The sequence below is a fragment of the Streptomyces sp. NPDC107562 genome (assembly GCF_055657325.1).
In genome coordinates this window covers 1,217,560-1,239,920 of record NZ_JBVKBE010000001.1, presented here as the reverse complement: position 1 = coordinate 1,239,920, position 22,361 = coordinate 1,217,560, and the positions used below count along the sequence as shown (strand labels likewise).

The 22,361-nt window shown below is 67.1% G+C and carries 22 protein-coding genes and 4 pseudogenes; 9 read left to right on the top strand and 17 right to left on the bottom strand.

Translation table 11 applies throughout. The annotated features are described in order from the left end of the window. The first annotated feature begins 92 nt into the window (after positions 1–92). Together ACZ7LV_RS05465 and ACZ7LV_RS05460 are read left to right on the top strand one after the other, a co-directional pair. Positions 93–1,766, top strand: a complete 1,674-nt coding sequence (locus ACZ7LV_RS05465; RefSeq protein ID WP_471935896.1) for a HEAT repeat domain-containing protein — start codon at positions 93–95, stop codon at positions 1,764–1,766. Positions 1,767–1,842: 76 nt separating this feature from the next. Further along, positions 1,843–3,252 (top strand): annotated as a pseudogene (locus tag ACZ7LV_RS05460) (helicase associated domain-containing protein); the annotation flags it as partial. 67 nt (positions 3,253–3,319) lie between these two features. Here ACZ7LV_RS05460 and ACZ7LV_RS05455 read toward each other — a convergent pair. From ACZ7LV_RS05455 to ACZ7LV_RS05440, 4 genes and pseudogenes are all read right to left on the bottom strand, one after another. Beyond that, a complete protein-coding gene (locus tag ACZ7LV_RS05455) occupies positions 3,320–5,257 on the bottom strand; it encodes a hypothetical protein (RefSeq protein WP_471935894.1) in 1,938 nt (645 codons plus the stop codon). After that, complete coding sequence (locus ACZ7LV_RS05450) at positions 5,254–5,583, bottom strand: hypothetical protein (RefSeq protein WP_471935892.1); 330 nt, start codon at positions 5,581–5,583, stop codon at positions 5,254–5,256. The genes ACZ7LV_RS05455 and ACZ7LV_RS05450 overlap by 4 nt, the downstream gene beginning before the upstream one ends. Before the next feature lie 241 nt (positions 5,584–5,824). After that, positions 5,825–6,910: a dsDNA nuclease domain-containing protein gene (locus ACZ7LV_RS05445; protein WP_471935890.1), complete on the bottom strand. Its 1,086-nt coding sequence runs from the start codon at positions 6,908–6,910 to the stop codon at positions 5,825–5,827. A 303-nt stretch (positions 6,911–7,213) separates the two neighbouring features. Continuing rightward, a pseudogene (locus ACZ7LV_RS05440) lies at positions 7,214–7,324 on the bottom strand (phosphotyrosine protein phosphatase); the annotation flags it as partial. 47 nt (positions 7,325–7,371) lie between these two features. Between ACZ7LV_RS05440 and ACZ7LV_RS05435 the strand changes: the two are divergent. Then, a pseudogene (locus ACZ7LV_RS05435) lies at positions 7,372–8,309 on the top strand (IS5 family transposase). Positions 8,310–8,323: 14 nt separating this feature from the next. On the opposite strand, the gene ACZ7LV_RS05430 reads toward ACZ7LV_RS05435, so the two are convergent. Beyond that, positions 8,324–8,584, bottom strand: coding sequence for a hypothetical protein (locus tag ACZ7LV_RS05430; RefSeq protein ID WP_471935888.1), 261 nt, complete (start codon positions 8,582–8,584; stop codon positions 8,324–8,326). Positions 8,585–8,735: 151 nt separating this feature from the next. On the opposite strand from ACZ7LV_RS05430, the gene ACZ7LV_RS05425 reads away from it, so the two are divergent. From ACZ7LV_RS05425 to ACZ7LV_RS05415, 3 genes are all read left to right on the top strand, one after another. Then, on the top strand, positions 8,736–9,011 hold the full coding sequence (locus ACZ7LV_RS05425; protein ID WP_471935886.1) for a hypothetical protein: 276 nt from the start codon (positions 8,736–8,738) through the stop codon (positions 9,009–9,011). Next, positions 9,011–9,409, top strand: a complete 399-nt coding sequence (locus ACZ7LV_RS05420) for a PIN domain-containing protein (RefSeq protein ID WP_471935884.1) — start codon at positions 9,011–9,013, stop codon at positions 9,407–9,409. The genes ACZ7LV_RS05425 and ACZ7LV_RS05420 overlap by 1 nt, the downstream gene beginning before the upstream one ends. 342 nt (positions 9,410–9,751) lie before the next feature. Beyond that, positions 9,752–10,168: a hypothetical protein gene (locus ACZ7LV_RS05415; protein ID WP_471935882.1), complete on the top strand. Its 417-nt coding sequence runs from the start codon at positions 9,752–9,754 to the stop codon at positions 10,166–10,168. 248 nt (positions 10,169–10,416) lie between these two features. Here ACZ7LV_RS05415 and ACZ7LV_RS05410 read toward each other — a convergent pair whose 3' ends face one another. From ACZ7LV_RS05410 to ACZ7LV_RS05375, 8 genes are all read right to left on the bottom strand, one after another. After that, on the bottom strand, positions 10,417–10,602 hold the full coding sequence (locus ACZ7LV_RS05410; RefSeq protein WP_471935880.1) for a hypothetical protein: 186 nt from the start codon (positions 10,600–10,602) through the stop codon (positions 10,417–10,419). Between the two features lie 500 nt (positions 10,603–11,102). Further along, positions 11,103–11,489 carry a hypothetical protein gene (locus tag ACZ7LV_RS05405; protein ID WP_471935877.1) on the bottom strand — a complete coding sequence of 129 codons (387 nt, stop codon included), beginning with the start codon at positions 11,487–11,489 and terminating at the stop codon, positions 11,103–11,105. Positions 11,490–11,804: 315 nt separating this feature from the next. After that, positions 11,805–12,227 carry a hypothetical protein gene (locus tag ACZ7LV_RS05400; protein ID WP_471935875.1) on the bottom strand — a complete coding sequence of 141 codons (423 nt, stop codon included), beginning with the start codon at positions 12,225–12,227 and terminating at the stop codon, positions 11,805–11,807. Between the two features lie 24 nt (positions 12,228–12,251). Continuing rightward, positions 12,252–12,893, bottom strand: a complete 642-nt coding sequence (locus ACZ7LV_RS05395; RefSeq protein WP_471935873.1) for a hypothetical protein — start codon at positions 12,891–12,893, stop codon at positions 12,252–12,254. Positions 12,894–13,123: 230 nt separating this feature from the next. Further along, the gene (locus tag ACZ7LV_RS05390; protein ID WP_471935871.1) at positions 13,124–13,924 is read right to left on the bottom strand and encodes a nucleotidyltransferase family protein; all 801 of its coding nucleotides are present in this window, start codon (positions 13,922–13,924) and stop codon (positions 13,124–13,126) included. Between the two features lie 32 nt (positions 13,925–13,956). Further along, on the bottom strand, positions 13,957–14,406 hold the full coding sequence (locus tag ACZ7LV_RS05385; protein WP_471935869.1) for a hypothetical protein: 450 nt from the start codon (positions 14,404–14,406) through the stop codon (positions 13,957–13,959). Positions 14,407–14,927: 521 nt separating this feature from the next. After that, on the bottom strand, positions 14,928–15,455 hold the full coding sequence (locus ACZ7LV_RS05380) for a hypothetical protein (protein WP_471935867.1): 528 nt from the start codon (positions 15,453–15,455) through the stop codon (positions 14,928–14,930). Positions 15,456–15,674: 219 nt separating this feature from the next. Next, on the bottom strand, positions 15,675–16,376 hold the full coding sequence (locus ACZ7LV_RS05375; RefSeq protein ID WP_471935865.1) for a hypothetical protein: 702 nt from the start codon (positions 16,374–16,376) through the stop codon (positions 15,675–15,677). Between the two features lie 182 nt (positions 16,377–16,558). Between ACZ7LV_RS05375 and ACZ7LV_RS05370 the strand changes: the two genes are divergently transcribed. Further along, complete coding sequence (locus tag ACZ7LV_RS05370; RefSeq protein WP_471935863.1) at positions 16,559–17,047, top strand: hypothetical protein; 489 nt, start codon at positions 16,559–16,561, stop codon at positions 17,045–17,047. 369 nt (positions 17,048–17,416) lie between these two features. Here ACZ7LV_RS05370 and ACZ7LV_RS05365 read toward each other — a convergent pair whose 3' ends face one another. Together ACZ7LV_RS05365 and ACZ7LV_RS05360 are read right to left on the bottom strand one after the other, a co-directional pair. Further along, positions 17,417–17,728: a DUF6247 family protein gene (locus ACZ7LV_RS05365; protein WP_471936146.1), complete on the bottom strand. Its 312-nt coding sequence runs from the start codon at positions 17,726–17,728 to the stop codon at positions 17,417–17,419. 77 nt (positions 17,729–17,805) lie between these two features. After that, positions 17,806–18,042 (bottom strand): hypothetical protein, encoded by a 237-nt coding sequence (locus tag ACZ7LV_RS05360; protein ID WP_471935861.1) that lies wholly within the window; start codon positions 18,040–18,042, stop codon positions 17,806–17,808. Between ACZ7LV_RS05360 and ACZ7LV_RS05355 the strand changes: the two genes are divergently transcribed. Further along, the gene (locus ACZ7LV_RS05355; RefSeq protein ID WP_471935859.1) at positions 18,034–19,041 is read left to right on the top strand and encodes a hypothetical protein; all 1,008 of its coding nucleotides are present in this window, start codon (positions 18,034–18,036) and stop codon (positions 19,039–19,041) included. The genes ACZ7LV_RS05360 and ACZ7LV_RS05355 overlap by 9 nt on opposite strands. Before the next feature lie 188 nt (positions 19,042–19,229). Here the strand turns inward: ACZ7LV_RS05355 and ACZ7LV_RS05350 are convergent, their stop codons facing one another. Then, entirely contained in the window at positions 19,230–19,592 is a 363-nt protein-coding gene (locus tag ACZ7LV_RS05350; protein WP_471935857.1) for a hypothetical protein, read from the bottom strand. A 365-nt stretch (positions 19,593–19,957) separates the two neighbouring features. On the opposite strand from ACZ7LV_RS05350, the pseudogene ACZ7LV_RS05345 reads away from it, so the two are divergent. Continuing rightward, positions 19,958–21,370: pseudogene (locus tag ACZ7LV_RS05345) on the top strand (ISL3 family transposase); the annotation flags it as partial. Positions 21,371–21,466: 96 nt separating this feature from the next. Here ACZ7LV_RS05345 and ACZ7LV_RS05340 read toward each other — a convergent pair. Next, positions 21,467–21,934 carry an SUKH-3 domain-containing protein gene (locus tag ACZ7LV_RS05340; RefSeq protein WP_471936145.1) on the bottom strand — a complete coding sequence of 156 codons (468 nt, stop codon included), beginning with the start codon at positions 21,932–21,934 and terminating at the stop codon, positions 21,467–21,469. Positions 21,935–22,361 lie beyond the last annotated feature (427 nt).

Here is a 22,361-nt window from a genome sequence, read left to right as displayed (position 1 = left end):
AGGGCCTGGGAGGCGATGTCCGGCACGCCCTGCGGGCCATCTCCTACCTGTCCGACCAGTACAGCCTCGGTTTCGGGGAATCGTCGCGGGCCATGCATCCGGCCCGCACGGTCGGCGCCAAGGGCGCGCGGCTCATCGACCTCTCCTTCGACCCGGCCGTCAGCGCGTTGGAAGCTCTGGCCGACGGCAAGCTGCCGGACGCTTCACGCGCCTCACACCAGTGGCTGTGGCAGGACCGGATATCCGGTGCCTTGACCGATGAACTCCTCGCTTACCAGCGCTACGGCGAGGTTTTCAACCGTGCCGGAGAAGCGAAGCGTGCCGTGCATCACTTCATCCTCGCCGGCCGTAGGAAGGACGCGCGGTCCGCCGCCGAGTCGGTACCCGAGTTCATCGATGTGCGCGGCTTGCTACAGGTGCAGGCACGGTGGGTATGCGGCGCAGCCGCGGCGGTGACCGGCCAGCAGGCGGACCTGATCCCGGACAACGCCGTCCCGGGCATCACCGCACGCCTGGCGGACATCGTCACCACAGGCCCGCAGTCGGGGCTGACGGGCAGCGATCCAGTTAAGGAAGCACTCGGAGCACTCGGAGCACTCGAAGAACGGCTGCCAGTGGAGGCAGCGCAGCAGGTCCTGCCCTTGCTGGTCGAATGGATCCCCAGGGAACCGAACACCTACCGGTTCACCGACGAGCAGATGCTGTCCTTCCTCGGTTCCTGCATCAAGGCCGAACTGCCGGTAGCAGACCAAGCCATCCAAGCTCTGCTGCAAGCCTGGAGACTCGACGTACATGGCGCCGAGAGCCTGCTCGCCGGCCTTGGGGCACATCTGTCGGCCGCCGTGCCAGTGGTACGCGAACAGGCGCAGAACGGGCACCGCGGCGCCGCGGTTCTCCTGGCCAGCTGGCAGGTGGACGACTCGTCTGTCACCGAAACTGCGCGGGAACTGGCCGACACCGTGCTGGCCGAACCAGTAGGGACCGTCCACCCCTTCTATTCCATGGGAACCACCGCGCGGCAGTGCGCAGCATTCCTCATGGCGTGCTCCGACGATCAGAGCAACCTGGACACCGAGCCGACCAGACTCATGCGTGAACGCGTCGCAGCACACCTGCTGCTGTGGGCCGAAGACCGCAGCGACATGGCCGACCGACGCTCCGAGGCCGCTCGCGCCCTGTCCATCCTCGCTGAAGCCCTGCCGACACCTATGCGAGACGACATGTTCGAACGACTCATAGGCCTGTACCAAGATCCTGGAGAGCACCCGTCCGACGCCTTCGAACGACGCACCCAGCACCCCCTGAGCCGCTTCAAGATCAACACGGGAGGTGATTGGCGGCTGCCTGCAGAGATCCTGCACGCAGCCGCCGTCTTCGCCACCACCACCGAGCAAGCCATCCGCGTCGAACAGCGCCTACTCCCCCAGCTGACCCGCCACGAGCAGAACCGAGGCCACAGCTGGCTGCAGGCACAGACAGTGCTCGCACTCGACCTCCTCGCCCCCGCACAGACGTCCCTGATAGCCACCCACCCCTCACCGCTCTTGCGGCAGACCGCCGTGATCTGTTGGGGCCGCGCCGCACACCGGGACCCGGACCTGGCACGCGTCTTCGCCAAGGACTCCGACACAGGCGTACGCCACAACCTGGCCCACACCCTCACCGAACTCCCCACAGACGAGCGCCTCAGGTACCAGGACGTCACCGAACAACTCCGCACAGACAACAGCGCACGAGTCCGCCAAGCCGCCGCCCAGATCCCGTGAGCTCGGCACCGGCACCGCAACACTCCAGGCACAGCAAACAGACCGAACACACCGACCGCACACTCAGCTCCAGATAATCGACATCACCGGCGAGCGTGGCGTGGAAGCGATCTGCTTCGCGGACACCCGCGGCTCCCAGGTGGAGATCGTCCAGAACATCGGCCGCGCGCTCCGCCTCAACAAGGACGGCTCCACCAAGGTCGCCAGGATCATCGTGCAGGTATTCCTGGAGCCCGGCGAGGACCCGACCGACATGGTCGCCAGCTCCTCGTTCCGCCCCCTTGTAGCCGTTTTGCAAGGCCTGCGCAGTCATGATGAACGACTCGTCGAGCAGCTCGCCTCCCGCGCCCTCACCAGCGGCAAGCGCAAGGTCCACCTCCAGCGCGATGAGGACGGGCAGATCGTCGGGACCGGCGGCGAGGGCGACCTCGAGGACCAGGAGCAGGACGACACCGACGCCGCTGCAGAGTCCGCCCTGCTGCACTTCTCCTCTCCCCGCGACGCGGCGACGATCGCCGCGTTCCTGCGCACCCGGGTCTACCGGCCGGAGTCGCTGGTGTGGCTGGAGGGCTACCAGGCCCTGCTGCGGTGGCGGGCGGAGAACGAGATCACCGGCGTCTACGCCGTGCCCTACGACGTAGAGGTCGAGGTCGGGGCGACGAAGGCGTTTCCGCTGGGGCGGTGGGTGCACCAGCAGCGCAAGGCCCTGCGGGCGGGTGAGCTGGAGGACCGGCGCAAGGTCCTCCTGGACGCGCCGGAGGCTGGGATGGTCTGGGAGCCTGGCGAGGAGGCGTGGGAGGCCAAGCTCGCCGCGCTGCGGTCCTACCGGCGGCCGACCGGGCACCTCGCGCCGCGTCAGGACGCGGTGTGGGGCGAGGGCGAAGCGATGGTGCCCATCGGGCACCACATGGCCAACCTCCGACGCAAAGGCTCGAAGACCGGCCTGGGCAAGGACCCGGAGCGGGCCGCAGTGCGCGCAGCGCAGCTGACGGAGATCGACCCGGACTGGAACTGCCCATGGCCGCTGGACTGGCAACGCCACTACTGCGTCCTCGCCGACCTCGTCGACGCCGACGGCCAGCTGTCCGACATCGCACCCGGCGTGCTCATGGCGGCGACGACATCGGCAAGTGGCTCCAGCAGCAGAAGCAGCCGGCCATCTGGGCGCGGCTCCTGCCCGAGCAGCAGGAGCGGCTGTCCCAGCTCGGCATCACGCCCGCTGAGGCGCCGTCTCCCGCCCCGGCCGCCAAGGGTGCGGTAGGGCCAGGGCAAGGCCCAGCAGGCGTTCCAGCGGGGCCTGGCGGCCCTCGCGCAGTGGGTTGAACGGGAAGGCCATCGGCCTGTACCCCGGAAGGCGGTGGAGACCTTGCCCGACGGGACCGAAACCAAGCTCGGCATCTGGTACAGCAATACCAAGGCCAGGCGGGACAAGCTCACCGAAGAACAGCTTGTCGCGCTCCGAAAGTTGGGTGTCGAATGGGCGTAAGTCAGGACAGAAGGAAGCCGGTCGTGGAGCGCCAGGCGGCCTGCCCCTCCTTGTCCAGATGCGGCCGTCAGCCCTCGGGTTCGCCGATGTAGGTGTTCGGCATAATGATCTGTTCGATGCCAGGGGAGAGACGTGGTACTGGTACGGCCTGCGTGGAAATCACCTGTGCGCCGGTGGCTTGGGCGGCATCGGCAATGTCACGGAGGACTTCGTGAACGACGTCGCTTGCGATTCCCTGCTGGAAGGGGTTGTCGAGCATGAGGAATCCCGGGTAAGGGCAGTCGTCCCCCAGGTCCCTGGCCAGGAACAGTAGGGCCCTGCTGTAGGCGAGGAAGAACAGCACTCGCGCTTCGGCTCCGAGAACTTGGCTCCAGGGGCGGGTCCCGACGTAGAAGGTCAGGTCGTCCGCGCTGATCGCCACATTCCCTGCCACCCAGACATCGTCGCGGTGGCGGTTGAGGAATTCGTTCATCCGATCAGCGAACAGGGCGCAGCGGTCGATGGGCGTTATCCCTGTGGTGGGGGTTTCATCGAGTTGCTGCTTCAGTCGGTTCAGTCTGTCTTCGGCCGCCTGGCTCGTCTGCGTGGCGGCAGTCTTGCGGGTGAGCATCTGCTCGATGGCGGGCAGCGCCATGAGTTTTTGTTCCAGGGCGGCGGTCTGGGCGGCCATCTCTTCGAGTCTGGCCATGAACGGTGCGAGGCGGGCCGCCCGGTCGACGTTCAGCTGCCTGGCGATGTCTTGATGGGTGCTCTGGGCGTGCCGGTGGTCGGTTTTTGCTTGGTCGAGGTCGTGGCTGGTTCGGGCGATGACTTCCTGGAGGTCGTCGGCCTCTGCGGCCAGGGACCGCTTCTCTAGTTCTCCGCGTCGTCTGCGCTGGTCCTCGGTCACTGGCTGGGTGCAGACGTAGCAAGTGCCCTCTGGGTGATCGCGATGGATGTCGATTTTCTGCTCGCAGGCAGGACACAGGCGCACCGGCAGGCTGTCGAAGATGTCGACGGAGGCGAGAAGGCGTTCCATGCGGGCGATCTCTGCCCGGACCGTGTTGTGAGACTGCATGTGGGCAGTCAGGACCTGCTCTAGGCCGGCGACGGTCTCGGCGGTGCTCGTGAGGTTCTGGGTCGCCTGCTCGTACTGCTGCGACAAGGTGGCGTCGTAGCCATGGCTCACTGCCCCGGCGTCGCCTTCTTGGCGTCGTCCAGCAACAAGCTGCTCCACTTCGCGGGTCAGCTGGGAACGTTGCCTGACAACCGCGTCGAGCTCGGCCCGCAAGTCGGTTCTGATGGAGTTGACCTGCTGCTCGCTCCTGGGTGTTGGCAGCTGCAGGTTCTCGCAGACGGCTGCGACGGCTCGGTCTGTGCTGTCATGCACCTCTCGTTCGGCCGCCTGCGCCTGTGCGAGTCGGCGTTGTGCTGCCGCAAGCTCGAAGTCGTGGTTGCTGTACCTGGTCGGGGCGAAACCCAAGAGGTAGCTGATGACGGCTCGCCTCAGGAACTCTTGTTCCTTGTCAGCGAACTGAGTCCACGAGTCCTCGTTGCGGTAGATGTGGCGCAGCACGCTGCGGAACGTCAGAGGTGTGAGCTCGGTGGCGGTGGTGGCCTGGATACCTTTGGGAATACCAAGGATCGGCCAGCCAAGCTTGTGCAGGATGCGGTCGGAGAACTCGCCGACAGGGAATTCGTAGCCGTCCAGGACGACCTTGTTCTGGCGCCCGTACTGGAGGCTGCGCCGGATTTCCGTTGGAGTGCCGTCCAGGGTCAGTTCGATGCTGACCTCTACGTACTCGTCGGCGACGGCCGCCTTCAGGGCCTCGGTCGGGCTGTCCCGGTTGCCGAGACAGTAGTCGATGGCCTTGAGCGTGGTGGTCTTCGAGCTGTTCCTGACGCCAGACAGAATACTGAGGCCGGCGGTGTTGAACGCGTACGTATCCATCTCGCCCGACGTGTGCACCAGCGTGACCGACTCGACTCGTAGCCCTTTGCGGATGGGTGTCGGGGGCGTCGTCATGGCCTGATCTCCTGGTTGTAGGCGAGGTCCGCCACTTCCTCGGGGAAGAGTTGGTAGACGAGGTTCTTGAGATCGGTCCCGGACCACTGCGCCAGGTTGTCCCTCATGGCGCGGCATCGAGTGACGATGGGGTGGAACTCGTCCATGTCCGCCAGCGCTGCGGCCGCTCGCTTTCCGGCCGAGGTCAATCGGACGCGCTCTGGTCTATGGCTGGTGGTGATGGTGATGAGACCGCGGGCCATGAGGAAGGCCAGGAACTGGCGGTAGCGGGGATCCCAGGGACCAAACCGGTACCGGATCATCGGGGCCTCTACTTCCTCGGGCATCGATGCACGAAAAGCGCCCTGTCCACTCAGGGTGTCGGCGAGCTCCCTGTGCGCGCGCTCGAGGAAAGCCGGGTAGCGCAGGAAGAAGTCGAGCTTCGCGAGCTTGGTGCGGCCAGCGATATGAGGACCGGGGGCACTGCCGCACTCGGCAACCAGGAGCAGTAACCGAGAGGCGTGAAAGTCCGGCGAGTCGTCGGGGTCCCATGGCCGGTGGGGCGGCGGGACGGCGCTCGCGCCGATGCTATGAAGCATCGGCGTACCGGTTCTGACAGCGAGCGGTGATGTCCGCAAGTACGGCATGAGCTCGAGCGAGGGACACGGTGCCACTACTCACCGCGGGAAGGCCTTCCACGCGGGTCAGGGTCTCGAAGTATGCCTCTGAGCCGGCGGGGATGCGTCCGGCGCGTCGTTCAGCCATGACGCGTGAGCAGATGGCGTGGACTTCGTCGGCGAAGGCGTCCATCGCCTCGCGGGCTGGACCGAGGCTGGCACGCCAGGCACGACGGTACTTCAGCGCGTTGTCCAGATGCCCTACCGCCTCGTCTGCCGGGACCCCGGCGACCGCGAGCTTCTCAGTGAGTTTCGTGAGAGGCGCAGTGCTTCCGTCTGGCCTTCGCCCGGTCGCCCGTGTAATCGCATCATGAAGCATGTCCTGGAAGTCACGGATGCCCACCTGGCGTGGCACTGGAGCAAACGCATCGCGTGCGATGCGAACTCCGAGCCAGACCAGGACGTCTTCGATGTCAGTAGTCATGGGCGGCTGCCCCAGAATCTTCGTCACGATCGGCCCGAGCCGACGTAGAGCCCTGTCCTCAACCTGCTCGATCGTGCGGCCCTCAACAAGGACCTCAAGACGGTCGACGCACCAGCCGATGTCGCGGCCTTCGGGAAGATCCACGCCGTTGAGCCGAACAATGATGTCATCGCGAATCTTCAACGGGACAGGACCACGCTGCTGTCCGCGATCGACGACGAAAGCGTGGAAGTCGACGTGCGGACTCTCGTTGACGATGAAGGTGAACCGAGTCTCGGCTGGAAGAGGTTTCCCGAGGAACAGTTTTCCCAAGTAGCTCGTCTCTGGCTTCTTCGGAACCTCCGGTGCACACACGTTGGCGACACTGTGCCGCTTGCCGGCTTCCTCGATGGTCTTCACCTGGCGGTATGCGGGCGCGTCACCGTTCTTGCAGACGATGTCTTCCAGGTCCTCCCAAGAGACCTGAGTCCACATGCCCTCATGCATGTCGAGGCAGTCCAGAAGCGTCACCGCGTCTTGGTAGGCGAAACCGCGCCGACTTCGGCGTCCGCCGTCAGCCGGCGCTGCAGACATCGGCGCCCCGATACGTCAGGCGCCCGTAAGGCGATACAGAACTGACTGACGACCCTGTGGTTCGCACCCACACCCCCTAGATCATCCAAGGCGGCCAAGTACACCACCGAGTAACAGAGTGTTGCAATACGCATGACAATCAGCGACACAGCACCGGACGTTGGCGACTTCCGTCCTGGCCCGCCGCCAGGCTGAGGGCAGCGAGCCGCGGCGGCCCCGGCCGCCGCGCAAGGAACACCGGCGGCGGGCCCGGAGGCTCGTGCTGTTCAGGAGCGGCTGACGGGGGGCTGTCTGCCGCAGAGGTCACGCCGCTGCCGGAATGCCGAGTTCGGCAAGCAGGCCGCGCACGCGCTGCTCGATCTGGTCCCGGATGGGTCGCACGGCGTCCACGCCCTGGCCCGCCGGGTCGTCTAGGACTTGTCTGGCCGATCATGTGACTTCTCCGTGTTCGAGTCGTTGATGTGGCCACGGGGCGGGGTGACCTGAGAGATGCCGAGTGGGAACGGCTGCAGCCGTTCCTGCCGGTCAGCAACGGTCGTTGTGGCCGGTGGCGGGATCACCGGCAGGTGATCAACGGAATCTTGCACAGAGTGCGGACCGGAGTGCAGTGGCGTGACCTGCCCGAACGGTTCGGCCCGTGGAAGACGGTCTACGAACGCCACCGGCAGTGGTCGGGCGACGGAACCTGGGAACGTCTGCTCCAACAGGTCCAGGCCGCGGCCGACGCGGCGGGTGAAATCGACTGGGACATCTCGGTGGACTCCACCATCGTCCGCGCGCATCAGCATGCGGCGGGTGCCCGCACCGAGCCGCCGCCGGAACCCGCTTCAAAGGGGGCGGAAGAGGTGGAACACCAGGACGAGACGCCATGGCAGAGCCTCGTCGCCCGCCTGGTGGAGGTGGTGCTGGAGGTGAGGGCCTGGGCCGTTCGCGCGGTGGCTTCACCAGCAAGCTCCACCTGAGTGCGGAAGGCCGCTGCCGCCCGCTGTCCCTGATCGTCACCCCAGGTCAGCGGGCGGACTGCACCCAGTTCAAACTGGTTCTGGAAAAGATCCGCGTCCCCAGACTCGGCCCAGGCAGGCCGCGCACGAAACCGGACAGCCTCGCGGCCGACAAGGCATACAGCAACGGCCCGTGCCGCGAGTACCTGCGGCGCCGGAGCATCCGACACACGATTCCTGAGAAGACCGACAGCCAGGCGGCCCGTCTACGCAAAGGGGCACGCGGGGGACGGCCACCGGGCTTCGACGAGGAGCGGTACAAGGAGCGCAACACCGTCGAACGGGCAATCAACCGCTTGAAGCAGTCCCGGGCGGTGGCCACTCGCTACGACAAACGCGGCTACGTCTTCCTCGGCACCGCGATGGCGGCAGCCCTGATCATCTGGCTCCGAACCTGACGATCGGACGCAGCTCAGGGACCACCCCCGGCCGGCCGCTGGTGCCCACACGGCACCGGGCCACCGTTCTTGTCGAAGACCTCGGCGTCATTACCCGAGTTCACCCACACCGTGACGCCCTGACCATGCACGACTACGTTGAACGGCGAGTGCTCCGGCTCCGTCTCGGTCACCACGGTGAACTCCCCCGGACGCATCCAGTGATCGGTTCCCCACGGTTCGACCCACAGGCAGAGCATGCTGCTGGTCTCGTTGCTCACGCTCGTCTTGGACACGCTTGCACCCTAACCAGCAACATGATCGGCCGGACAAGTCCTAGTTGTACCAGTAGGAGCAGCACATCCCCGGCCAGGCAGTGAGCCGGTTGCTGCCGCACTGCTTACGCGTTCCTCTACCAGGAGTAGAGGAACGCGGTAGAGTCGGTACATGGCAGCAGACGAGACAAGCATCAAGGTGAGCGCGGCCGCGCGGGACCGGCTGGCAAGGTTGGCGGCCGAGCACGGCACGACCATCCGCAGCCTGGTCGAGGAGCTGGCGCAAAGCACCCCGACGCAGGCCGAATACGCCGAGCGTGCCGAGTTGGCCCGCGCCGAGCTCGCCTCCGCCCTCGGCAGCGCGCCAAGTCCGGAGGCGGAAGCAAAGGCCCGGGCTCTGCTGGAGCGCCTGGGCACCGCCTCGCCCGGTACACGGGCGGCTGCGTAGTGGCGGCGATCGCGGTTGTCCTTGATCACACCACTGCCGTTGCTCTTTATGATCCGAAGGATCCGTTCAACGAGGCGGTTGCCGCGTTCTACGTCCAGGCGTCCGGCGGGCTCGGTGATCTGTATGCGCCGGTGCTGTCACTGACGGCCGGCGACGCGGAGCGGCCTGGGCTGCTCAGCTACATCAAAGGGCTCCGGTTCATCCGGATCGAGGCGTTCGATACGGACGCCGCTGTCACCGCCACCGAACTGCTGCGCTTCGGGCACTCCTGGGCCGCCGTCCACGCCATCCATGCCTCCAGGCCGTCAGCCGCCCATCCGAGCGGCCGGTTCCTGCTCACTCTGACGCCGAAGGCGTACGCGGGCACCGGCGTCCAGGCTGTTCACCCCGGCCAGTAATCACTGGCGACTGAAAGCTCCCTCAACCCACCCGCATCGTCGGCGGACCTGGCCCTCCCTGGCAGCGGCACGGCCCGGCAGGCGCTGATAAGCAGCTCGCGGAGGACCCGGACATCTTCATCCTTCGGCGCGACAAGACTGGGGCTGTCGGCTTCGGGGAGAGGTGAAGCCGCACGTTGCGCGAGAAGACGAACGGCGGGCAGGAGGTGGGCCGTCTTGCGGACGACGCCCGTGGTGAGCCGTGACGAGAGGTCCTGGGAGACGGACCCAGCGCCCCGGTCTGCAGGCCTGTCCCGCACCCCTCTATTGCGACTGCCGCAATCTTTTGCGATTATCGCAATCATGCATCCGATTGAAGAACTGGCCGCGCTGCGCAATCCGTTGCCCGAGCCGGGCACCGTCATCCCTGAGGACTGCTACACCGACGCCTGCGAACAGGTCGAAGAGCAGCGCAAGAAGGACGCCCTTCACCTGGAGGCCGCGAGCGACGGCCTGAAGGAGGACCCGCTGCTGCTGGCGCTCGACGACCTCAAGGCGCAGAAGGAGGCCGTCGACGCCGAGATCCGCCGACTGCTGGCCTACGGGCGAGAGTTCCACGGCAGCCGCCCCTACGGGTTGGAGGAACTCGCCCGCCGCGCCGGGTACAGCATCTCCGGTGTACGCACCGCCTACAGCGAGACGGAGATCAGGCAGGTCGCCGCACAGCTCGGCAGGGAACCGAACCGGCCGCGCCGTGACACCGTCAAGGGGAGCCGGTGAGCACGGCAGGCGGTACAGCGGCTCCGGCGCACCGAGCCGGCACCTGATCCCGGAGCGCGGTTGCCGACGACGGCTGCGCCTCGCCGGGCACGACCGGGTTACCGCCGCGGCACTCACTACAGGGCGTCCAGGACCACCTCGGGCCTCGCGCGCGCACCTGCCGTTCGCGGACACACTCCGCTCCTGGCGCATCAGGCGCCTGCCGGCGAAACGAGCAGCCGCTCGGGTCGCTCACCCGGTTCCCTGTCTTACGGGAAGGCGGGAGGAGCCGTCAGTCCGCCAGCGTTGGGCGCTGTGCTCAGGTGGGGCGCGGGCGCCTGGGGAAGTACCCGGGCCAGGTCGCGGCGTATGCGTTCGGCTTCACCGCGTACCTGGGCGGGGACATCGCCGCGCTCGGCGATGAGGCGGCTGAAGATGGGCGTCTCCTGGAACACTGCGGGATCTGCTCTCTCTGTCGGGGCGGTCGCGTAGGGGGTGGCGGGCGACGACCGTGGTGGCCTTGCCCGGCACCCTACGGCGCGGCACTGTCACTGCGGTCCCGGCCTGTTCCGGCTCGGTCCTCCCCCACGCTGGTCGCTTTGTGCGGGCCGCCACACGACCTGACCTTACGTGCGGCCCGGCGAAGGGGGCGCCGCGGGAGTGTGGGCGTCGCGGGCGGCGCGCTGCGCAGCGTTGTTCCCGCTCGGCCGGTCGGCGCGGGGAGGTGTCAGGACGATCGGGCAAGAGCGTGGCGAGGGCGTCGGCCGCCCGCTCAAGGCGCAGGCGCGTGGCCTCCTGCACCTGGGCGATCCTTCGCTGCACCGCCTGCACCGCGTCCGGGTCCTCGGCCCACGCGCGGAACTCCTCATAGGAGATGGCAGATTCCTCCCGGCCGGCTGCCGCGCGCTCATCGGGATCGCGCTGCGTGGCACCGGGAACAAGAAGGTCGTCCGCATCATGGAGCGCCCCGCTGTGCTGCGAGGGCCTTCCGGGGTAGCGGCTCGCCAGCGAGGTACTGCCACTTGGCTTCCAAGTCTGCCCAGGCGCCCGGGCGGACTTCCGGTAGTTCGTGGCGCAGGTCCCGGCTGGAGGGGCGGGCCCGGAACTGGATCCGGCGCGCCAGTGACGGTGCGAGGTCGCGCAGCGAGGCGTTCACCGCGAAGGACTTGCCGTTGCCGGCCTGCCCGTAGATGCAGATCATCGCTTTCGCTTTGATCGCGGCCCGGATGTTCTCCCTCGCCGTGAGCAGGGCCCGCGTGGAGACGATCTGGGCGCCGGGCAGACGCATGAAGTGGTCATCCCGCTCCCCCGGCAGACGATCTTTGCGTTCAGCGGTAGCCATCCGGTGTCACTCCTCGGTCTGTGAAGCGGGTGCGGTGCCCTCTGTGTCATCCGGCGCCGTGGGGTACAGCGCGGTATCCGGGCGCAGCCGGGCGGTGGAGGCAGGGCGGGAGCGAGGGCGGGTCCAGCCTGCGGGAGGGTCCCGGGGCGGGATCAGGTCCGGCAGCGCCCGGGCCGCCAGATCGGTCCCCTTGGCGCGGGCGATCTCCGCCTGGGCCTGGTGTCCGCTGATCGTCCGCCGGGGACGAGGAACATCCGGTGTAGTGGTGGCGATGTAGCGGCAGATTCCGCAGCCGAACCCGTGTGCCGACGTGCCCTACCATCCACGGCGCAATGTAGAACCGGGACCGCCACCTGACCCCGCTCGTCGAGATCTTCCGCACCCTGCCGTCATCCTCCAAGGCAAGAACGCCAGTTGCTCCTCAGGTACGTCCTCCACGGGGGTCGGATCCGCCTCCCACGCCGCCGTCGGCGTCGGCCCCGAGGGCCGGTGCCCGGTGTTCCACCAGCGCACCCAGCCCAGCAGCGCCTCGACGAAGTCCGCGAAGGACAGCAGGTCACCCACCTCGTCGGGGCGATGAGCACCCACGGGCCGGGCACGGCGGGTGTAACCGGGAAGCGAGACCAGGGACATTGCCTCCACCGCGTCGTTCAGCGCCTCGACGGTGCCCTTGCGGTAGGGCGTGTACGCCGGAAGGTCCTCCACCGGCACCGCGAAGCCGCCCAACGCCCGCGACACCGTCCGGCACAGGAACTCCTTGCCTCAGTCCACCCGTACCCTGCCGGGCGGCCCATCAAAGGGCCCGTATGGATCGGTGCGGCTGATACCCCTCCGCAGCGCAGCCAGCACTGCGTCACGGGCCGGCTCGTGCGGAGTGACCGCCACCCCCACGATCACCTTCGTCGCGACATCGATGAACCACGTCACCCACGGACACACCGCCTGCCCCTCGACGTCCACCCGCACCGGGACCCGCTTGTGATCACCCTCCCAGCAGGAGTTGCGATGCGTCGGCGGCCGCTTCCCGAACACGTCATGACGCCGACGGCCTGCCTCACCAGAGCGCAACCCCGCCCTTTCCCCCGCGGAGAGATCCTGGCGGACAGCGCGCTGCAAGGTGCGCAGGGAAGGCACGGCACGCCCGTCTTTGGCAGCGGCGGTTGCTTCAGCGACGAGTTTTCGGTGGAGGGCAGCCACGTTCCCGCCCCATACCACCAGCCGGGTGCGCAGATCGGCAGTGACTGCAGCACGTGATGGGCGGTGCGGCGTCAGGCGTCCCTCCTGTCGAGCGGCAGCGACCCAGTTCCACACCGTCCGCAGGGACACGCCCAGCGTCGTGGCGACCAACTGTGCATACGTGGTGGTCAGTTCCCCTCTGTGGTCCAGTGCCAGCAGGCGTGCCACCGCGTCCTCCCGGCCTGGACGCGGCGGCCGCTCGGATGGCTGTTCAACGTCGGCGCAAGTCCCGTTGGGCACCACCCCTCACCCCCGATGCATCGAGGTTCGTTCTGCGGGTGGTGTCCACGCCAAGCCGTACTCAGGCCGACACACCGTGCGCCCACACACAATCGAGAAAAACGTGCCGCATCGGTGTTGTCGACAGCCCGGCGATCATGATCGGATGGTGTTCGGTGTCACCCGCGGCGCGGCTGGATGAAGAGTGCATCCATGGGCTTGGTGACGTGAGGACGCATGACCTCCAACCAGCTCAGACCTCGGTCCAGCAGGTGTCCCATACGCCGGAAGCTGTTCCAGCCGAGGTCGACGAAGCAGCGCTTGGGCTGACCGCGGCCGAACAGCGGCTTCCCGTGCAGCACCACACCGTCCAGGTCGACGCCTTCATGCTCGAGCGTCACCAGCGCGCATTGCGCGGCCCGCCGCAGAGGGCTCGTCTCCACCCAGCGGCACCTCACATGCCTGGCGGCCTCCTCGTCTGTCGGTTCGCCCTCGCGCAGCGTCAACGACATGACGCTGACGCGGCCGGCCGCATGGCGGTTGAACAGCTCGATCCTCGCCAGCCTCGGTACAGGGCTTTCCAGACCTTCGAACGCTGCCAGCATGTGATCCCGCGGGGCCGTGCCCGCTGAAGGGTCCTCCTTCAAAGAGGACAGCCGCTCACGAGCCAGTGAAAAGGGCTCGCCCTTGCGCCACACCAGGAGCAGTTCGAAACCTTCGTCGCGCAGAGCGTCACGTCCACGGAACTGGAAGGAGATTCCGCGAGTGCAGCCGCGTAGCGCCTGCCGCATGCTCACGTACGGATCACGTCCGTTGATCGACGCGTACAGCGACTCTCCAAGCCACTGCTCGTCCGTACCGTGCTCCACCACAACGTCAACGTCGTTCGGATGAAGCGCCCCACGGATGTACGACCCGAAGACGTACACCTCGTCCACGAGGCCCAGCGGCCAGCCGCCCTGCTCCAGGCGCCTGATCATCTCCTGGAGCAGCCCAGTGGCCCGCTCACGCTTCACTCTGGCACGCCCTCCGCCGCAGCGAAGGCCGCACGGAACTCCTGTGTCGTCACGTACACGGAGCCCGGTACCGCCCGGCGCCTACCATCCTGAATGGTCTGGGAGACCACCTCGGCCGAGGCCCTCATGCGCCCCATCCGGTAGTCCTCAACCACCCCGGCGAACTCCTCCGGGACCTCCCGCTGATCCACGACGCCCGCGACAGCAACTTGCGGGTACGAACCGCCGAACGTCTGGAGCCGCGACCAGCCCAACGACCGGGCCGCCTTGCGCATCGCGGAGCGGATCAGATCGGTACCACCCAGCACCTCGGCCTCATCAACAGTCAGGCGCAGCTCGTACGACCCACCAAAGCCACCCCCACCAGGAGGACACGACCGGCGCAGCAACGGCACAAGAACAGCAACAAGACGCTTATGACGCGGATCAGCCGCAAACGAAGGCACCAGCCGAGCGTAGCCAAACCCTCACTCCCCCAGCCCGAAAACCCTCCAACTCCCGCCCCACACACGCGTCATCCATCCCAGCCGCCCAAACGACAACGCCCTTCACCGACCAGACGACACCATCAACACCAACTACCCATCACAGCCCGGCCCTCGGCCAGTGAAAACAGATGACGCCCACCCAATGAAAAAGCCACGACGCCCATCAACGAGAAAGTTAGTTACAGAGACATGAGATTCTGTGAAGTATATAGCGGAGTTCCACCCCAGCAGCCAGAGGAAGATGACAATGCTGCCGATGGCCAAAGAAGGGGTGTATCCGGCTTCCTGGTCGAAGATGGCGACAGCCACCGCTATCACGTAGAACACGAGCCCGGATGTGATAGGAAGCCAGGTAAAAGACAGCCTACGAACTGCCTTTGCTCGCGCACCCTTTCCTAGAGGCTGTTGGATCGCGTGTCTCAGCCCTGCAGGCAGTCGTCTGTAATGGATGGGCCGCTGGCCGCTCCGCCTGGACCCGGTCACGAGGAGGGCCTGAGTTCTGCGCGACGTAGCTCGCCGGCAGCGAGGACGCTGTAGGCGGCCCCGATGAAGAGCACGCCTGAGATGGCGAACATGCTGCGCTGATCATTCTCCAGGATGTCCAGGTATTGACTCCGGGAGATCTCGATCTTTCCGCGTTCGTTGGGAGTCGTATTGAAGGCGAAGTACCGGCCGTCCTTCTTTTCGGCTGCTTGCAGGTTTCCCGCTCCGTGTCCGCTGAGGGTCAGCAGGATGCCTGAAATGAACAGCGTCACGAGCACAGCCTGCACCGTGGTCGGCAAACACCGGACGGCCAGCCACATGGAGTGTCGGTCCGGTCGCCTCAGAAGAGCGCGTGCCAGTGCAGCAACGACGATGGGGAAAAGTGACACCATGATCGCCACTGATAGCCGCCCTGAGCCTGCTACTGACAAGGTCCCCGGCAGCCACGTAAGTCCGGCGAGCACGAGAAACAGTGCTCCCAGGCCGACTGCGATGCCCCCATGAAGTTTGAAGCTGAGCCCCATGTCCCCGAGCCTGACATGAACCTTGCTCCGAGTCATTGCCGTGCCCCGGCAAGATGCTGTCGTGCTGCTTGCCGGAGCCACGGGCCAGCGTCCCTCCGCTTGCGTGTCCCTGGGCTTCCTGACCGATCCAGCGTCGCCGTGTGGACCATCCAGCAATGGTGGGACTTCGCCGGGAGCTGCCCGGAGCGGCGCCGCCGGCCTGAGCCGTGGCGCCGGGGATCAATTGCTCCTGATGATCCGGTCGATGTCGAACGGGACTTCCTCCGCCAGCCGGAACAGCGGCTCCAGGACGCCGTGGTACACCGGGTCGGTGTGGGGCGGGCAGCGCTCGGTCAGCAGACAGCCGGCGGCTTCCTCCTTGGTCCGGGGGCGGGCCGCTTCCTCGTCTGCGGCGATCTCCAGGACCAGGTCCATCGCGTCGTCCACGCCGTCACGCACCTTGGCCCAGCGCCGCGCAGTGTCCTCGCGTTCGTTCGGGATGACGCTGTAGTGCGGACGCTCGGGCAGGAGGTCGGCCACCGGCACCGACAGCGCCTCGCGCAGGCGGCCCAAAGTCGGCTCCTGGCACAGCTCCTCCACCGTCTTGGCCGTCAGGGGCGGCTTCGCCTCCGCGACGCGCTCCAGAACGGTGACGCCCAGGACGACCGCCGCAGCCGTGTACCGCCAGGCGGTCAACGCCACGTGCCGCTCGTACGCGGCCGCTCCGCTCGCGATCTCCTGGACGGCCTGCCCGTAGAACGGGAACGTCGTGTTCGCCTCGTGCATGTCGGCCACGTCACCGCCGCTCTGGAGCCGGTCCCAGAGCGCGCTCGCCGACTGCAACTCGTACCGCGTGGTCAAGACCGCCGCGTTCAACGACCGCAGCGCCCCCAGCTCGATCGTCGTCAGCGGGCCGTGCTCATCGAACCGTGCGAACCGCATCGCCACTCCCCACCCCAGGACCCGATCAGTTCCGGGCACGCTACCCGGCACGGCGGCAACGGGTGACTACTGCGCGTGGATACGCGTTGCCGCCCGGGTGGCAACGGGTGAACACGGCCCCGCGTTCCGCGAGTTCCCGGCACACTCGGGCCCACCAGCGTGCGTGGACAAGGAGCAGTGCGATGCCCGTGAAGATCACCCCGGACGACGCGTACGACGACGCGACCGACACCCTGCGGGTCGGGCGGCACGACCTGGAGCGGCTGCTGCTGGAGTTCCGTGAGCTGATGCGGAAGCAGGAGCCGGGTAGCTGGCGCCACATGGAGGACTACGACTTGTCCTTCGAGCGCCTGGCCGACGCCGTCGACGCCGCGACCGAGGCCCGGTGTGGCGCCCGGTGGGAGGGGCCCGACCTCCGGATGCGCTGCACGACCAGCGAGGCGGTGTACGAGTGGCCGGAGGGCGCTCCCTACGAGGGCGGCACGACGGTTACGTGGAACGTGCCGGGCCACGGCTCTCACGCCACCGAGCCCGCAGAGGATGCGTTCCTGTCGCTGTGCGGCTTCAGGTGGGCGGAGGGGGAGGGCCGGCGCGTGAGTGGCTTGCCGGACTGCCGTGAGTGCCGACGTGAGGTCCAGCTCGGTGCGGAACGGTCCCGCGGCCACCGGTGACTCTCCGGGCGGCTACGCGTTGCCGCCCGGATGGATACGGCCGTGGCTACGATCGGAAACGGCCCGACCCCGGCAGCTGCAATGCCGGGGTCGGGCCGTTGTCACAAGGGTGGCTACCCGAGCCAGACGATGTTCAGGACCGTCAAGCGGCGTAGCGGCCGGTTCACCCAGTAGGTACGGGAGAGCTGGCCGACGGCTGCGTAGCGCACGTCCTCGCCCTCAAGGTCGTCCGCGTTCTACTGGCCGAAGCCCACGGGGCGCCGGCGGCCGCGCCCAGGATGTCCCACACGGTGTCTTCAACGTGCTCGGGCAGGGTTTCGAGGACCTTGGCGGCCGGAGCGGAGAAACGGACCGCGTACGGCTGTCCGCTCACCGGCGCCTTCGCCTTCCCCGCAGCTCCGCCATGTCGATGGCCTCGCTGTCGTCGTAGCCGGAGGCGACGAACGCGTCGACCGCCGGGGCGTGGGCGAGTCGGCCCTGCCAGTCCTGGATGACCTCGTACAGCCCGGCCAGGGAGAACGTGCGCTGCGATTCCTCGAGAGCGGCCGCCCACTCCCTCTCGAAGGCCGGCACCCACTGCGCTGCGCGCCGGTCGGCACGCAGCTGGGCGAGGAGTTCGGCCGGCGCCCCGGGCGCGGGGGCGTACGGCGTGACGGGTGCGTGGTCGGGCTGCGCGCTCATCTGGTCCTCCCGGCGGGTCCTCCCCTCACGGTACGCGCGCCGGGTGGCCGTGGATGCGGGCATGGGCGGATCCCCTCCTACTGGGTCCGCAGGGTGCGGGCGACGGCCTGGGCGTGCTTGCGCAGCGGAGGGTCCTGCTTGTCCCAGGTGGCCACGATGTAGTTGAGGAGTTCGGCTGAGGCGCGCTCCGAGTCGCTCGGGTCGCCGGCGAGCAGCTTGTCGGCGGCGAGAGCGACGTCGACGGCCGGGGTGGACAGGTCTTCCGGGGCGAGGGCGTTGCCGCGGTCGACGTCCAGGACCAAGGGATGGCGCACCTGGTTGTGGGACTGGATAGTGATGGTGTCTTCGCGCGGCGAGTCCGCCTCTGCGGTGACGAAGCCGGGGTGGTCGAGGCTCGCCGCAGCGATGGCCTCGCTCCGGAGGATGATGTGCGCATGCAGTCGGACAACGACCTTCCGAACGATCGCCGGGCCGAGTACTTCGGCCAGTGCGCGGTGATGATGCTCAACGCGCTCCGACAGGAGAGTGACGCGGACCCTTTTTCCGAGTTCACCAGCGTCGACCTGTCCGCGGAAACCGAGGCCGGGCACGAAGGAATCTACGACCAAGCGCTGTCCAACGCCCTGGCCGCGATCGTCGCAGCGGAGTGGCGAGGAGAGGAAGCGAACGGCGAGGGCCGTGTGCACTTTGCGAGGCACCTGTTGAAGCTGATCGCCGAGAAGATTCCGCCTGACCCCGCGACGGGCCTGTGCGTCATACCTGATCGCGAAGCCGAGGTCCGCTCCCGGTGGGAGAAGGAAAATGGTGCGCCCGAAGGCTTCTGGGACACCCGGATCGACGTAGCCCTCCTGACCGATGCGCTCAACGTCAGCGGTCTGGCCCGCCATGGAAGCGGAACGGGGCGCCTGCAGCACCGTCACGTCCACGCCCTGCTTGCTCTCGACCACCACCCGGCCCTAAGAACGCTCCTTGCGGCCCAGTCTGACCGCGATGACGAACGGGCCCAGGGCGAGGATGCGCGGTCTGCCGATCAGGCACGCGCTCTACTGGAACTCATCGGTGATGAAGAGGCCAAGCGCCGTGCGGAGTCGGCCGAGAACCCCAACGAGTACGACCCCAGGCACAATCCGGACGGTCACGACTTCGAGGAGTGCCCGGTGTGTGGGTACGAGACCTTCTGTGTCCAGGGCCTGGACATGCGGGGGCGGGTCGGCTTCGGGCAGTGCGTCGTCTGCTCGTACAGGCGCAGTCCCCGGGTCGCTGACCAGGAAGGCTTTGGCGAGCACCTCACCTGGCTGATGGCGAATGACTGAACGCTCAGCTCGCCAGGTACTGCGTTCACTCGGCATGTGAAGCGCTCGGTCACAGCGGAAATTCGGTGGTCACGCTTTCGCTCCTAGTCAGTAATCCAGGCCGAGGCCGCAGACTGACGACAGCCGGCCCTTCCTCGACAGGTGCCGCGGGCCGGCCGACGGCCACCATCACGACACCGAGGAAGGCGCTACTGGGAAGGACCGAACACCCTGGACACGCAACGGTCAAGGAGGTTCCCGAAGGCTTGCGGTGAACCCACGTCCAGGGCAGGGAGCACACCGGCATCATCGATGCTCGCGATGAAGTCGACATCGGCCCAGCCACCGCGGAACAGCACCACACAAAGCTCGGTCTCTGCCAGCCCCGTGATACGGACGCCGATTGAATCGGGGTCCTCCACTCGCAAGCGGTCCGTCTCAAGCTGCTGAGGCCAAGAAGCTGCTTCGTCACGCCAACTGACAGGCCCGACAGCCAATCCTGCGGCCTCCCACCGGCGTCGACGCTCTGCAATTTCGACGACCGCTTGATCAAGATCGATGACTCTCTCCACGGTCCGATCATCGATCACACAGGCGCTGAGGTCCATCGTTTACGGCTCGGCCAGACACCGGACCTCACCCAGGCCAGGTGGTGTCAAATCTCACCGACATTTCACACAGCCCAAGGCAGCTACTGCTGTCGAAACTCACCGACAAGTGGTGTCCGTTTCCAGGCTCTGGTCCACTTCGTGTGGTCGCGTACGCAGCGTGACTGTCGATCTCCTCGTGAGGCTGGCTGAGATAGCCCGAAAATCGCCCGGTCGGTGTGCGTTGTGGCCGACAGTGCTGCGCCGTGAAGCAAGTACGGCCGGAACTTGATGAGTTGCTGTTCTCCTCGCTGGAGGACGTGTTGGTGGAGTCGGTCGAGGCAACCGACATGGTCGTCCGGATCGAGGCCCTGAGCACTGCTCGGCAGGCGACCTGCCCTGGCTGCGGGTACTTGTCGGGGCGAATACACGGCTCCTATCTGCGGTTTCCTCATGATCTGCCGACGGCGGGCAGGTCCGTCGTGGTGGCATTGAGGGTGCGCCGGTTCGTCTGCGCGGAGGGCTCCTGTCTGCGCAAGACTTTCGTCGAGCAGGTGCCGGGGCTCACTCGCCGGTTCGGCCGACGGACGGAACGGCTGCGATCGACGCTCATCTCGATCGGCCTCGCGCTCGCGGGCCGAGCCGGGGCTCGCATGGCGGACGTCTTCGGGGCGCCGGTCAGCCGGAATACCCTGCTGAGACTGATCGCCTCGCTGCCCGATCCTCCGGTCACGGCGCCTCGCGTGGTCGGCGTGGACGAGTACGCCCAGCGCAAGGGCCGCATCTACGGAACTGTCCTCGTCGACATCGAGACGCGTCGCCCGATCGATCTTCTGCCGGATCGGGAGGCGGACACGCTGGCGGCCTGGCTCGCCGAGCGGCCCGGCATTGAGATCGTCTGCCGCGACCGAGCCCCCTTCTTCGCCGAGGGCGCGACCCGTGGCGCCCCACAGGCCATACAGATCGCGGACCGGTGGCACCTCTGGCACAACCTGGGCGAAGCCGCCGAGAAGTGCGTCTACCGACACCGCGGTTGCCTGCGCCCGGCACCAGCACCGTCTGATGAACCACCGGAGGAGGCGGATCCGGCCGCGTCATCGCCCTGGCCGACGGGCCACCGGTTCGCCGAACGTACCCGCGCCAAGCACGCCACCATCCACGCGCTGTTGAAGGCCGGCCACAGCAAGCGGTCCGTCGCCCGGCAGTTCGGCATGACGCTCAACACGATCCTGCGCTTCTCCCGGGCCGCCACACCGGAGGAGCTGTTCACCGGCCAGTGGCAAAGCCGCGCGACCAAGCTCGACGCCTACAAGCCCCACCTCGACCTGCGCTGGCAGGAAGGCTGCACCAACGCGTGGAAGTTGTGGGAGGAGATCAGAGAGCAGGGCTACCCGGACGGCTACGGCAACGTCCGCAACTACGTGAGCAGGACTCTGCGCGGCAAACCCCAGCCGGTCGGACCCCGGCCGCCATCGGCCCGCGCCGTGACCCGCTGGCTCCTGACCCACCCGGACGCCCTGGTCGAGAGGGACCGGATTCAGCTCAAGGCCGTGCTGGCCAACTGCCCCGAGCTGGACGTCCTCGCCAAGCACGTGCGGACCTTCGCCCACATGGTCACCGACCTGCAAGGCGACCAACTGCCGGAGTGGATCACATCAGCCAGGGCAGCTACCAACCTGCCCAGTCTCAGCCGGTTCGCTCACCACCTCGAACGCGACCTTGACGCCGTCGTCGCCGGACTCTCCCAACCGTGGAACTCCGGTCTCGTCGAGGGCCATGTCAACCGGATCAGGATGCTCAAGCGCCAGATGTTCGGTCGCGCTCCTCCGCAAGCGCGTCCTGCTCGCCCAATGACCATGTCAGCGGGCCTGATTCGACTGCCGGTGATCGTCGTCGATCCTGCGGGGCATCACGCCGAGGATCAGATTTTCGAGGGCGTGCGGCATCGGACCGAAGCTGGCGACCCAGGTTGCAACCAGGTAGATCTCACTGTCCTCATCGATACCGAGAAAGAATCGGCCGTGATCGAGCTCGCCGAGCGGGAAGAGACGTCTCCCCAAGGAATCGCTCCACTCGGAGAACCGGTCATCCTCTCCCCATGCCAGCTCCGGGTCCAGCTCGAATGGTTCCCGGGCACGGTTGACTCCCGGGCCGCCGATGCTCACGCTCAGCCCTCCAAACTCCTGGAGAAACCTCTCCGCAGCGTCGTGCATGACGATGTCGGCCGCCTCGAACATGGACCGCCAGCCGGTCGTGTCGACCCGCCTGCCCGCCGTCCATCCCGAAGCCTCCAGGACCTCAAGCACCTCCGGCGACCACTCGCTCATGACAGGCCCAGTCCCCCCAGCTTGAAACATGAGGTGATCATCGCAGCAGGCGACCCGAGAGAGAACAGCGTGTTACCGCACCACAAGAAGTGGACCAGAGCCACGACTCGTGAACAAAGCCAGACTCATCGAACGCCGCGACCAGGACATCGACACCGGACTGGACTGCCTCACCCACCACCTCGCCATGCACGGCCACCTCAGCCCCGAACCCCTCGCCGACGCCCTCCTCACCGCCCTACAGCCACGCAAGAACGGCCCCGACGACGACACCGCCCTCCTCATCGTCCAACTCTGACCACTTCCTACGCGAGCACCGCGAGGACCAGGGCGACGCCGCCGAACCATTACAGCCAGTGCTCACCACGGAGCAGGCCCGGCACGTCACCGACCAGCTGCGCGAGGCGATGGACGACGTCCGGCGCTC